The organism is Providencia xihuensis (assembly GCF_041953405.1).
Taxonomy (GTDB): Bacteria; Pseudomonadota; Gammaproteobacteria; order Enterobacterales; family Enterobacteriaceae; genus Providencia; species Providencia vermicola.
Genome location: NZ_CP169565.1, coordinates 3,144,773 through 3,158,564 on the forward strand (window position 1 = coordinate 3,144,773; position 13,792 = coordinate 3,158,564).

The window sequence follows — 13,792 nt, forward strand, 5'->3', positions numbered from 1 at the left end:
CTAATTTTTGATAAGAAAAATATGACTCTGTTACTCAACCATACTATTCATAAACCCGAAAATCCACTGAGCAATAGCCCTGTCGTTCTTATTCATGGATTGTTTGGCGACCTCAATAATTTGGGTGTACTTGGTCGCGACCTTCAACACTATTTCGATACTGTTCAAATTGATGTTCGCAACCATGGCGATTCTTTTCGTGCTGAGCAGATGTCTTACCAACAAATGGCACAAGATGTTATTACTCTTATCAAATCATTAGGTTATGAAAGTGCGATTTTAATCGGTCACTCTATGGGTGGTAAAATTGCTATGGCAGCAACTGAAATTGCCCCTGATTTTATTGAAAAAATTGTCGCCATTGATATTGCTCCAGTTGCATACAAAGTGCGCCGTCACGATAAAATTTTTGCAGCACTAGATGCAGTGACCACTGAGCAAGCAAAAAATCGCCAAGATGCCGCTGCTATTATGCGAGACGAAATAAACGAGGAAGGTGTTATCCAGTTTTTACTTAAATCCTTTAAACAAGGGGAATGGAAGTTTAATATTCCTGCACTTAAAGCGAATTATGAAAAAATTATTGGGTGGGAAACCGTGCCAACATGGGATAAACCAGTCTTATTGATCCCCGGCGGTAATTCACCTTATGTACAGGCAGAGTATAAAGATGAGATTGCAAAGCAATTCCCAAACGCAAAGGCATGGGTTGTTGCAGATACAGGGCACTGGGTGCACGCAGAAAAACCCGACCATGTATTAAGAGCTATCCACCGTTTTTTATCTATTCCTCATTAATTCCTTTCTTTATAAAGATATTGAAAAGTAGCACTATATTTCAATATCTTTATCTTAGTCATTCACCATAATAATTTAACTTTGAATAAAAGAATAAGACAAACTTCAATACACAGGCAATATTAAAGCCTGTATTATCTTATTAAATTAAATACAAAATATGGCCATAGTTTAGCTTTGTTTTATATATTCAAAGGAATGATCAATTCAAATAATGAAAAGTATTCATGAACAATCAACTCTATACTTTATTAATATCATTGCCAAATTATCAGGGCAAACCAACACCAATAAACTTGAGGAATTAATACATAAAACCATCAGCTACAGTGAAAAAGTTAAACTAATCAAAAAAAATCATTATATTAACTGCAAAAAAAAACATCAAAAATCAAAAAATATTTCCAAGCTCACTTGCCCTGTTATTTTATATGATAAACAGGGTGAAGCATTTTTATTAGCTAATAAAAATAATGAACAAGTTCTTATTCAGAAGTTTGGTAACTCCCCACCTGAAATCTGGGACATCACACAACTACAACAACATTGGAGTGGAGACTGGTTGCATGTCAGTCTGAAACAAGGCCAATTTGATATAACATGGTTTCAAGTTGAGTTTATGAAATATAAAGCTATCATTCTTTGGGTTTTATTTTTCTCATTTATTCTCCAAATTTTAGCGTTAGTCTCACCTATTGTAATGCAAGTTATTATGGATAAAGTTTTAATTCATAATAGCTTAATGACTTTAGATGTTTTAATTTTTGGTTTAATCGTTGCGGCATTTATCGAGGTAATATTAAAGGGGCTGCGTGAATATATTTACCATCATACTGTAAATCGTATTGATATGACCCTTGGTCTTAAACTTGTCAATCATTTATTACGGCTCCCGATTCCCTTTTTCAAAAATCGACAAATCGGTGCTATTGTTACTCGAGTCAAAGAATTAGAAACAATACGAGAATTTTTAACCAGTAGTTTTTTCACATTGTGCGTAGATGTCTTATTTTTATTTGTCTTTATTTATGTGATGAATTTAATCTCTACAACACTCACATTAATATTTTTATGTTCTATCCCTCTTTATCTGGTATTAGCTTGGTGGTTAACCCCTAAAATTGAATCCGCTGCCCAGCAACAATTTACCAATATTGCCATTAATACCTCTTTCCTAACAGAAAGCATTAATGGTATTGAAACAGCAAAAAGCTTATCAGTTGAACCTAATTTTATCCGCCGTTGGGATCACCAAACCTCTGATATGAGCCAAACTAACTTTGTTTCTGGCCAAATTAGTTCTCGTTCTGAACATTTAGTCATGGTCATTGAGAAGGTCACGAGTGCCATTGTGTTATGGGTTGGCGCTTCTGAAGTATTAGCCTTGCAAATGACAATCGGTCAGTTTATCGCTTTTCATATGATGGTGAGTCACGCCAATCAGCCGCTGGTCAAACTGGTTAAATTATGGGGAGACTATATCCGTACCAATGTTGCCATAGAAAAATTATCACAAATCATAAACTTACCTATCGAACAAAATAATAAAGAAAACACCCCATCCATCAAAGGAAATATTGTTCTTAAAGATATCTCATTTCGTTACCAACCCAACATGCCTTATATCCTTAAAAACTTTAATTTAAATATTAAAGCAGGGGAAACCATCGGGATTGTCGGTACATCAGGCTCAGGGAAAAGTACCCTTGCTCGCCTACTATTGCGGCTTTATACACCGGAAAGCGGCGCCGTATATGTTGATAATATGCCTTTATCCACTATCAATTTAAATTCACTCAGACAACAAATCGGCATTGTATTACAAGAAAATTATCTATTTAGCCAATCAGTTTTTCATAACATTGCTCAGACAGCCCCTAACGCGTCAATGGATGAGGTAATTTATGCCGCCAAAATGGCTGGCGCTCATGATTTTATTCTTAAATTACCAATGGGCTATGACACGGTGCTCGCAGAAGGTGGAACTTCGCTTTCTGGAGGGCAAAGACAGCGTATCGCAATTGCTCGCACCTTACTGGCAAACCCTAAAGTCATTATTTTTGATGAAGCAACTAGTGCTTTAGATGATGAGTCCCAAGCGGTTATTCAAGAAAATATGCATGTAATAGCCAAGGGGAGAACCGTGATTACCATCGCTCACCGTTTATCAACCATCCGCCACCACCAGCGGATCATTGTGATGCAAGATGGAAAAATTATTGAGCAAGGTAGCCACCAGCAGCTTATCGAGCAAGGTAATTTTTATAAGCACCTATGGACACTACAACAGTCTCTAAAATAAGGCATGGACGCAACATGAAACATCGATTAGAACGAAACCGTTATAACAGTTTTTTACCTTCGCACTTGGCTATTTTAAAAACACCACCTTCATATTTAGCCATGTATGTCGCGATAAGCATTAGCTTTGGTATTTTTATTGCCGTAGCTTGGTCATATTTTGGCAAGTTAGATATTCAAGCCACCGCACAGGGAAAATTGATTGTTTCTGGCCGTACACAATTAATTCAAGCATTTGAATTAAGTCGCCTACAGCATATTCATGTCGAGGATGGTCAGAGTGTCAAACAAGGCGATCCATTATTAACCGTTAATGTACTCGGTGTTGATCAAGATATTCTGAGCCTAAACTATCAACATAGTTTTCACGTGGCAGAGGCTTTAATTCATCAAGCTTTGTTGTCCCAACAACCCATTGCTAAATTACCGCCGTTTAATCAATTAACAGGCACCGAGCAAAAAAGTGCGCTGGCAAGTTATCAAACTCAACAAGCTGAATTTGAGTCACTCATTAATGAAATTAGCAATGAAATGCAGCTTAATGTTGTTAATCAACAAGCTAGAAGAAATGAGTTGAATTCAATTAATGCATTGATAAGTAATATTAAAAAACGCCTTGATGCACACCATTCATTGACTCAAAAACAGTTGATTAGCCAAAAAGAGTTTTTAGAACAAGAGCGGGAGCTCTTAATTGCAAAAAAAGAAAAAATCACTAAGCAATCTGAGCTGTCTACACTACTCGCTCAGCACCATGCATTAGTCGAAAGACAAGACAGAATCAAGGCGCAAAAAAAACAAGAATGGGATGATAAATACAAACAAGCGGTGTTTAAACAAGTTTCACTCCAACAAGAGTTATTGAAAAACCAAGAAAGGAACCAATTAGAAGTTATTCGAGCGCCTGTTGATGGTACCGTTCAACAACTTGCCACTTATACCCTTGGCGCCGTACTTCAACCCGCTCAACAACTCATGGTGATCGTGCCAAATAGCCATGTCCAACTCGCCGAAATAAAAATCTTAAATAAAGATATTGGCTTTATTCACGAAGGTTTGAAAGCCGATGTCAAAATTGACGCCTTCCCTTACACCCGTTATGGCACCATTGAAGGTGAAATTATCTCTGTTTCACGCGATAGCACCCAAGACGAAAACCTTGGGTTAGTTTTTCTCGGCCAAATAGGGCTTAACAAAAAAGAACTATTCGTTGATGGTGAAAACATCGAACTCACGCCTGGGCTTTCCATCGTAGCTGAAATAAAAACGAATAAACGCCGAATTATTGATTACCTACTTAGCCCTATTAATGAATATACCTCTAACGCGATGAGAGAAAAATAATCAATGGAACAAATCAATAACCATGGCTTAGATGCTTTAGTTTGGATGGCAAATTATTACCATAAAAATGTCTCTGCTGACCAACTTAGGCATGCGATTGGAATGCAAAACACCTCCCCAACAGATTGGGAAATGCGGGAATGTGCCCATATGTTAGGGTATGAAACAGAACTGGTTGCTTTGCCGTATTCAAAACTCGAACATGTTCCCCTCCCCGCACTTGCTTATATAAAGGGAACTTGGCAAGTGTTACATCGAGAAAAAGAGCTGATCCTAATTGACCCTGTAGGTAATCAGCAGCACGCAATTTTAGACGCTGGGGTTGAGCAGCATACTGAACTCGACATTTTGTTATTCAAAGAGCAATTGGAACCTGAACAAAAAAAAGCATTCGGCTTTAACTGGTTCATTCCCTCTATCATGCGGCAGACGGCGAAATTACGGAATATTTTTATTCTTTCTGCAGTAATTCAACTCTTTGCATTAGTGAGTCCTTTATTATTTCAAAACTTGATTGATAAGGTTTTAGTGGGGCGAAGCCTCTCTAATCTGCATATCATTGCGTTAGCTATCTTTGCGATTGCCATTGCTGAACCTCTGTACGGCTTTATTCGCAATAAAATTTTCAGCCATACCAGTAGCCAGATTAGCGCTGAACTATCTGGGAAAATTTATCGCCATTTAATGGCACTGCCGCTCAATTATTTTAAACTACGTCCAACGGGGAAAATTATTGCGCGGATCCGTGAACTCGCACATATCAGGCAGTTTTTAACTGGCTCTACGTTAATGCTGTTTATTGATTTTATCTTTGTGATCTTATTTATCGCCGTCTTATTTTCCTATAGCAGTGTGATGTCTTGGATTTTACTGGGTTCAATGGGGGTATTTTTTATTTTATGGATGGCTTTAGGCCCCATGATCCGCCAGCAAACTGAAAAATCCTACCAAGCAGATGAAAATGGGCTGACATTTCTCACCGAAAGTATTACGGGGATTGAAACTATTAAAACCACTGCGACAGAGAAATATTTTAATAACCGTTGGGAAAAAATATTCAGTAAGCAATTACAGCAAAACTTCAAAGTCTCTATGCGCAGTGAAATTGCAACACAATTGATGACCCTAGTGAGTAAAATCACCACCGCAATCCTATTGTGGGTCGGTGTTAAAGAGGTTTTAAACGGAGGAATAACCCCTGGTGAATTAGTGGCATTTAATATGCTAAGTGCACATGTGACTCAGCCTGTTCTTCGATTTGCACAAGTTTGGCAGGATTTTCAACACACTATAGTATCCCTACGTCGTGTCGGTGATATTCTTGATAAACCAGTAGAAAATGAACGAAAAGGTATTTCAAGTTCTTCCGCTATTCAGGGGCAAATCGAGTTTCAAAATATTCGATTTCGTTATCAGGCCGATACGCCTGAGGTTCTCAATAATCTCTCGTTGTCGGTTAAAGCAGGCGAGTTTATTGGTATTACTGGCCCTTCAGGCTCAGGGAAAAGTACGTTAACTAAGCTCTTACAGCGGCTTTATGTACCACAGCATGGTCAAGTTATTGTAGATGGAATGGATTTAGCTGTCGCAGATACAGTATCACTGCGCCGAAAAATGAGTGTGGTTTTACAAGAAAGTACACTATTTGTTGGAAGTATTGCTGATAACATTCGCTTAAGTGCCCCCCAAGCATCAGATGAAAAAGTGATCCAAGCGGCAAAACTCGCGGGTGCCTATGATTTCATTATGTCTTTACCAGATAACTTCAATTCAGCCTTAGCAGAAAAAGGGTTGAACCTTTCTGGGGGGCAGCGCCAACGAATTGCCTTGGCCCGCGCTTTGCTGACTGAACCAGATATTTTAATTCTTGATGAAGCCACTTCGGCTCTCGATTATGAGTCAGAAGCTGCAATTATGGCAAATATGCATTTAATTGCCCAAGGCAGAACAGTTATTAGCATCGCACATCGGCTAAACACAATTATGCATGCTGATAAAATTTGTGTTATTCAACAAGGGAAAGTTATTGAAATGGATACGCATAAAAACCTCCTTGCATCGAATGGGCTTTATGCGCGTTTATGGCAACAGCAAACACAATAAAATGCCTAAAAAAGCATCACTTAGATAGCAAGTGGTGCTTTTTTCCTAAAAGCGTACTTTTTTTAACCTATCAGGCTCACTCGCTTACTTCCAAGCTATAGCACTGCGTGATGAGCTAGGGTATCATGGCGCGCTGAATTATTGGCACACCCTTTTAGCAATTATAGACATGGCAAAAGAACAAACTGATCGTACAACTCTGGATTTGTTCGCTGAGGAACGAAGGCCTGGGCGACCTAAGACAAGCCCGCTATCACGGGATGAACAACTAAGGATAAACAAACGCAACCAACTAAAACGCGATAAAGTGAAGGGGTTGCGTCGAGTTGAACTTAAACTAAATGAAGAAGCTGTTACTGTGCTCAATCAGTTAGCTGAAGAAAAAAATATAAGCCGCAGTGAATTAATAGAAGAAATCTTGATGTCACAACTTCAGCACGTTGATGAGACAATACTCAAGTAACGCTCTCTTAGTAAATCACACAAATTTGACAGACTTATAAAAGTTTTTTCGCCAGAATAAGGCATAAAATTCTATTTATTTTCGTTCTAAATGAGTTCTAGAAGTTGAGAAATTCCTTCTTTCTCTCTTAGAAAAACAAGAGGTTAATCAGTTTATGGCAGTCATCGGTATTTTCTTCGGAAGTGATACAGGTAACACAGAAAATATTGCCAAAATGATCCAAGAAAGATTAGGCAAAGATGTAGCAGAAGTTCATGATATTGCTAAGTGTAGCAAAGAAGACATTGAGGCTTTTGACATTCTACTTCTTGGTATTCCAACTTGGTATTACGGCGAAGCACAATGTGATTGGGATGACTTTTTCCCAACATTAGAAGAAATTGATTTTGACGGTAAGCTTGTCGCGCTCTTTGGTTGTGGAGATCAAGAAGACTACGCAGAATATTTTTGTGATGCGATGGGCACAATTCGCGATATCATCGAGCCACGAGGTGCGGTGATTGTTGGACACTGGCCTACTGAAGGTTACCACTTCGAAGTTTCTAAAGGTATGGCGGATGACAACCACTTTATCGGCTTAGCGATTGACGAAGATCGCCAACCTGAATTAACAGATGAACGAGTGGATGCATGGGTCAAACAAATCTCTGAAGAAATGTCATTAGCTGAAATTCTCGGCTAGTCGATTAAAAATATGTGTTGCTGATAGATTGAATCATTTTCCGCTCAAAATGTACCACCTCAGAGCATCATTCAGTCTAAAATAATCGATTAAATATCCTTATTGGATAGACTTATAAGAGATTATCAAAATAATGAGACAATGCATGGTTTCTATTTTTATTTTCCATGCCTATAATTGTAAATCAGTTTAGAAGACAACTGGTTTTATGTTAAAAATGTCTCATTATTGTTAAATTTATGATTTAAGATACAGGACAAACCCGCATGACAGACAACAATAAAGCATTGAAAAATGCTGGACTCAAAGTCACTCTTCCAAGACTTAAGATTTTGGAAGTACTTCAGGAGCCTGAGTGCCACCACGTCAGTGCGGAAGATCTCTATAAAAAGCTGATCGACATGGGCGAAGAGATCGGGCTAGCGACTGTATACCGTGTATTGAACCAATTTGATGATGCAGGTATCGTTACACGCCATAATTTCGAGGGTGGAAAATCTGTATTCGAATTAACTCAGCAACATCACCATGACCACCTAATTTGTTTAGATTGTGGTAAAGTGATTGAGTTTACTGACGAGTCGATTGAAACCCGCCAAAAAAATATCGCTGCTCGCCATGGTATTAAACTGTCTAACCACAGCTTATACTTATATGGCCACTGTGCTGATGGTGATTGCCGCGATAACGCTGACGCACACGAAGCAAAAGAGTAATAAATTAATCGCCATCGTAACTTGATGGTGACCCATTCTTCAAAAGCCTGATGCTATCGTTATCAGGCTTTTTTATTGCATCAATTCACCGATAAATTAACCTTTTCCAGTTAGAATACCCATAATTTATCTTATTCACTTTATATTTATCACTAAAATATGTCATTAAGGTGAAATATTGAAGTGTTCTATAATAAGTTGCAATTCACTTCAAATCCTTTATATTGTTTGTCGGATAAATTCATCTCTCTATTTTAAAATATTTACAATGGTATCATAGTGATGCATAACGTCATTTAAAACATACATTGCATCTGTTTTTTATATCACTGTCATATGATTTATCTAATTAATGTCTAAAATAAGTTCAACATATTACGACCAAATTTTGGCTTGCTTTTAATTTAATAAGCAAGATTAGTGTAATAAAAAAGTTAAATTACAATTATATGATGTAATTCATATATTTTTAGCTAGACTTATTTGGATTACTCTCGTACTTCGTAAGAGATTAACTGATGAAAAAAACATATCTTTTTATTAACACTAGTTTTTTCTTCTGGTTTCTTACTTTAATAGGATGGTTTTTTCGTCATACTGCCATCACCTTATTTTCATTTGTATTATCAATTCTGTTCTTGATCTTATACTTCAATCAAAAAAAGGTAAGTAAAATGTTCACCAAAAGACAAAACAAACAAGCTCTAGAAGAAACAACTACAATTCGTGAACCTGATATTATTTCTAAGATAGAAGAACAAGTTACGATATCAACCCCAACGCTTAGTGAAGAAAAATCGAATACAATTATCTCAAGGGATGTTATGTTTGAAGGCAACATAACATCTAACGAGCAAGTGCATATTTACGGCAAGGTGGTTGGCAATATTACAGGGAAAGATAATACTGTAAAAGTTATGCTCAACGGCCAAGTGACGGGTAATATTACTTGTAAAGAATTGATTATTAATGGCCAAGTTGAGGGTGAGTGCGTCTCTGAGTCCATTAGTATCGAAAATAATGGCGAAGTCCATGGAACAATTCACTACAGCAGTTTATCGATTAAAAAAGGCGGCATCCTTTCAGGACAAGCTAAAGTCAAAAATAGTGTTTCTCATATGGATAAAGTCACAAAATTAAAAGATAAAATAAAACATGATACGCCTATCACTAATAATGAAGATGATAAAGGAATTGCTTCGTTATAATCATTTGTTTTTCTGTACTAGGATAATGACTACATATTAAAAATAAGGTGGATCTATCCCCACCTTATTTTTAAATTTCAAACTTTAAATATAAGTATATTTTCTTATTCTATTTAATAGTTTGATATTGCATATATATGCTATGTGTATTTTTAGTTGGTTACCATTATAGATATTACAATGGTAACCGCTATTTACTTAACTCATTAAAAAACCGTAAATGGCATCATTACCATAAATTTAATATCTTTTTCATCTTGGAAGATATTTCCATAACCACCACCATAACTAGGGATATCGGTATGATTATCATATTTGGTGAAGTGTAACTTAAAGAGAGTGTCTTTTGCTCGACCTGTTTGAACGGTATATAATATATCAAAATTCCACGCACTTTCTTTTAAACGCACATCTTGGGCATATTGGGAGTTAGTACTTGGTTTTGCGTCCCAACCATAAATATAGGATGTCCCCACTTTCCAACCCGCAAGATCCCAGTTTTTAAGATCATACATCACACCAGCATATAACGCTTTTTCATTGTTGGCGTTCCAGTCTGAACGACCATCCCACCAAATATCCATACGTCCATTCGATGTCGCCCAACCAGGAGTCATACGTTGCAAAAAGTAGCCTTGATTACCTTCTGCTTTAACATAGGTTCCTTCAACTTTAAAATCAAACTCCTCATAGGTATACCCTAATGTCATCGCTTGCAACCATGCTAATCCATCATAAACATCATTAACACCGCCATCAGAAACCTTGTCTTTTGAACCATAGAATTGATATGAGAGACGTAAATCGCGTTCAGCCACAGGCACGGCATATGAAACTTTAGCAAAATACTGATCCATATAATCTTTTGCCTGGCCATAAGCCCCTTCTAACACTAAATTGTTTTTAAAATCATATTTAAACCCAATTGAGTGCAAATAACTGATCCCTGTTTTACCATCCGCTTCACGGAAATCATACATTGAACGGTACCACGGTGCTTTATAACGGTCTGCCCACATATAAGACATGCTCAACTCACCGTTTTGTTCAAAATCAAACACACCACCAACTTCTAGACCACGATAAGTCCCAGGCATATAACTCCAGTGCGAAGCTAATAAGGTCTGACCCGTTGGCTGAATATATCCCCCTCTCCCCCAGAAAGGGCCATATTTTAATTTTGCAGCAGCTTTATAAAATGTCACCCCACTGCGATCGCCTGTCCATTTTTCATCCCAGCGTGATTTAGCGTCACTAAAACCGATTTCATTGGGGGCAGCAGGCCCACTGTTAGATAACTCGATGGCAGTAAAACCCGCTAAATCCAAACCAATAACATCTTGAAAATAGCCCGATGAAAAGTCTAGGCTAGCATTAAATGTAGAGTGCTTCAGATTATCTGCATATTTTTTATATTTATCGCTATTTGGGTCTAAATCCTTACGGGAACGATCCCTTTGCCAGTAATAAAGCCCACCAGTGAGTTTTGAATCTTCGAAAAACTGTTCAGCGTGAGTGATAGGTTGATACGCGATAGGTAACATCGCGATTGCGATTTTTAAGACGAGCAACTTCCTGCCAGTATTGACATGTTTATTAACCATTCTTGTATTCCTCTAATATTTTTTATGTTTTATTATTCGGCCGAAATACGATTTAACTTTCCATTTAAATCCAAATATTCACAACAACTTATGTTGCTTGTGATGTAATTAGCCTATTTTTTGCGACGCGAATTATCAACACTGATACTGGCTTTGTTGCCAAAATATGATCAACGGCACATTAATTTTTATTAATAGTCACCATCACAGATGATGACTCATGATTTAAAAATATATAACAGTTTGATAAATATAATAAATAAATAGATATTAGAGAGAGGGTTAAACTTAAGAACACGTGGATAAATTGCCTTGATATGATGCAAACACGCCAAATTAAGTACTATTGCTTGCGTTCTATCACCACATTGACTTAATTTTGTGAGAAAGGTAAATGAAATAAGGTCTTTTAAATTCGTTTTATTGTTTTAGCTTAATCATTTGAATAAATTGATAGTAATTATTCTTTATCATTTTTCGATTTTTCTGCATTAATATTCTCAATAATACGATAGCATTATTGAGAATAATTCCCCTGTTTTCATCTGCTACTATGAAATTTCCATTTCAACAAGAAGCGTACAAAAATGAATATTGATTTAACAGGAAAACGCGCCTTAATTAGTGCATCAACCGCGGGTATCGGCTTTGCGATAGCAAAAGGGCTTGCAAGTAGCGGTGCAGAAGTATTGATTAACGGTCGTAATAAGAAAAGTGTTGATGATGCGGTATCCCGCCTACAAAAAGAGCTTCCTAGCGCTAAAGTATCCCCAGCCGTCGCTGATGTGAGCCACCCTGAGGGGCTCAACCTGCTACTCAGTGAAATCAAAGAGATCGATATTTTAGTCAACAATGCTGGCATTTATGGTGCTGAGGACTTTTACACAACCGACGATGCCACTTGGGATAATTACTGGCAAACCAATGTGATGTCTGCAGTACGTTTATCTCGAGCCCTATTGCCTGCAATGGTTGAAAAAGGCTGGGGGCGAGTTGTCTTTATTTCATCTGAATCTGCACGCAATATTCCTGCGGATATGATCCACTATGGTGTCACAAAAACAGCAATGCTCTCCCTTTCTCGTGGACTCGCTAAATATGTTGCTGGTACTGGTGTGACAGTCAATAGTGTTCTCCCTGGCCCGACCCTTTCTGATGGTTTTGCCAATTTGATGGAAGACGAAGCAGCGAGAACAGGTAAGTCAATCGAAGCACTCGCTAACGAATTTGTCGTTGCGCACAGACCAAGTTCAGTTATTCGACGTGTAGCGTCTGTGGAAGAAGTGGCAAATATGGTGGTTTATACATGTTCGAAACAAGCCTCTGCAACCTCTGGAGCGGCATTACGCGTTGATGGCGGAGTCATTGACGATATTATTTAATCATCGGTAAGCTTATTACCTAATGTATTGATTATCGAGTAGCAAGACAATTAACGGGGGGCAAAAACCTGCACCCCGCTACCTTAACTTTCACACTTAATATTTTTCAAATAACATTTGAATTTTTTGTGGGTCTTTAGTTTCAGTCAACGCTAGCTGCAATAATACGCGTGCTTTTTGTGGATTTAACCTTTCAGATGCCACGAAGCCATATAGATTATCATCGACCTCTGCATTACGTGTAGTATAGCCTGTTGGAACACGGCTAGCACGTACTACAACCACATCCTCTTTTGCCGCTTTTGCTAGTGCATCAAATACCGTTTTGTACATGTTGCCGTTACCAACCCCTGCACTAACAATACCTTCGGCCCCTTCTTCTCTTAGAGCTTTAACAGGTGCTGCGGAAGCATTCGCATAGTTATAAACAATACCAACTGCAGGTAATTTATCGAGTTTACTCACATCAAACGCAGCGTTATTTTCCCGTGGCTGAGGAGCTTGGAAATACGTCACTTTGCCATCGTGGATAAACCCTTCGGCACCTGCGTTAACCGCATCAAATGCCTGGACTTCTGTGGTGCTCATCTTCATCACATTTCGGCCTTGAACCACCTTGTCATTCATTGCCATTAGCACGCCACGGTCACCAGCTGACTTATCCGTTGCAAGCACCACCGCGTTATACAAATTTAGCGGCCCATCAGCTCCCAGTGCTGTTGATGGGCGCATTGCACCGACCAACACAATTGGTTTCTTACAATAGGTTGTTAAATCAAGAAAAAAGGCCGTTTCTTCTAGTGTGTCCGTTCCGTGAGTGATCACAAAGCCATCGGTTTTATCGCAGTCTTGGTTGATTTTTTTCGCCAACGTCAACCAAACTTGGTCATTCATATCTTGCGAACCGATATTCACCAATTGTTCGCCGCTTAAATTAGCAATTTTCTTGGTTTCTGGAACTGCATTAATTAACGCATCAATCCCCACTTTACCCGCTTGATAACTAGAAGAAGTTGCTGAATCCCCACCCCCAGCAATGGTTCCCCCCGTTGCTAATACCGTAATATTCGGTAAAGCGACGGCAGATACGGTAAACAGTGAAACCAGTGTTGCGAGCAGCGCTTTATTTCTGTTTTTCATCCTATTTTCCTTTCATTAATAAACTTCAGTTATTATGTGGGTTTATGCTAA

The 13,792-nt window shown here is 38.1% G+C and carries 11 protein-coding genes; 9 read left to right on the forward strand and 2 right to left on the reverse strand.

The features are described 5' to 3' along the window. Window positions 1–21: 21 nt before the first annotated feature. The 8 genes from ybfF (at window position 22) to ACE2AL_RS14200 (ending at window position 9,615) form a co-directional block, all read left to right on the forward strand. The gene (gene ybfF, locus ACE2AL_RS14165; RefSeq protein ID WP_272538761.1) at window positions 22–798 is read left to right on the forward strand and encodes an esterase; all 777 of its coding nucleotides are present in this window, start codon (window positions 22–24) and stop codon (window positions 796–798) included. A gap of 214 nt (window positions 799–1,012) precedes the next feature. After that, window positions 1,013–3,100, forward strand: coding sequence for a type I secretion system permease/ATPase (locus tag ACE2AL_RS14170; RefSeq protein ID WP_353167658.1), 2,088 nt, complete (start codon window positions 1,013–1,015; stop codon window positions 3,098–3,100). Window positions 3,101–3,114: 14 nt separating this feature from the next. Next, on the forward strand, window positions 3,115–4,443 hold the full coding sequence (locus tag ACE2AL_RS14175) for an HlyD family type I secretion periplasmic adaptor subunit (RefSeq protein ID WP_206086634.1): 1,329 nt from the start codon (window positions 3,115–3,117) through the stop codon (window positions 4,441–4,443). Window positions 4,444–4,446: 3 nt separating this feature from the next. After that, complete coding sequence (locus ACE2AL_RS14180; protein ID WP_375083625.1) at window positions 4,447–6,546, forward strand: type I secretion system permease/ATPase; 2,100 nt, start codon at window positions 4,447–4,449, stop codon at window positions 6,544–6,546. Between the two features lie 169 nt (window positions 6,547–6,715). Further along, the gene (gene ybfE / locus ACE2AL_RS14185; RefSeq protein ID WP_206085467.1) at window positions 6,716–7,009 is read left to right on the forward strand and encodes a LexA regulated protein; all 294 of its coding nucleotides are present in this window, start codon (window positions 6,716–6,718) and stop codon (window positions 7,007–7,009) included. Window positions 7,010–7,163: 154 nt separating this feature from the next. Further along, entirely contained in the window at window positions 7,164–7,691 is a 528-nt protein-coding gene (fldA, locus tag ACE2AL_RS14190; RefSeq protein WP_206085466.1) for a flavodoxin FldA, read from the forward strand. 266 nt (window positions 7,692–7,957) lie between these two features. Further along, on the forward strand, window positions 7,958–8,407 hold the full coding sequence (gene fur, locus ACE2AL_RS14195) for a ferric iron uptake transcriptional regulator (RefSeq protein WP_004256285.1): 450 nt from the start codon (window positions 7,958–7,960) through the stop codon (window positions 8,405–8,407). Between the two features lie 674 nt (window positions 8,408–9,081). Beyond that, window positions 9,082–9,615: a polymer-forming cytoskeletal protein gene (locus ACE2AL_RS14200; RefSeq protein ID WP_241016871.1), complete on the forward strand. Its 534-nt coding sequence runs from the start codon at window positions 9,082–9,084 to the stop codon at window positions 9,613–9,615. 206 nt (window positions 9,616–9,821) lie between these two features. Here ACE2AL_RS14200 and ACE2AL_RS14205 read toward each other — a convergent pair whose 3' ends face one another. After that, window positions 9,822–11,219, reverse strand: coding sequence for an OprD family outer membrane porin (locus ACE2AL_RS14205; protein WP_206085464.1), 1,398 nt, complete (start codon window positions 11,217–11,219; stop codon window positions 9,822–9,824). Between the two features lie 587 nt (window positions 11,220–11,806). Here ACE2AL_RS14205 and ACE2AL_RS14210 point away from each other — a divergent pair. Beyond that, window positions 11,807–12,601, forward strand: a complete 795-nt coding sequence (locus ACE2AL_RS14210; protein ID WP_206085463.1) for an SDR family NAD(P)-dependent oxidoreductase — start codon at window positions 11,807–11,809, stop codon at window positions 12,599–12,601. 96 nt (window positions 12,602–12,697) lie between these two features. On the opposite strand, the gene ansB is transcribed toward ACE2AL_RS14210, so the two are convergent. After that, window positions 12,698–13,741 carry an L-asparaginase 2 gene (ansB, locus tag ACE2AL_RS14215; RefSeq protein WP_206088380.1) on the reverse strand — a complete coding sequence of 348 codons (1,044 nt, stop codon included), beginning with the start codon at window positions 13,739–13,741 and terminating at the stop codon, window positions 12,698–12,700. Window positions 13,742–13,792 lie beyond the last annotated feature (51 nt).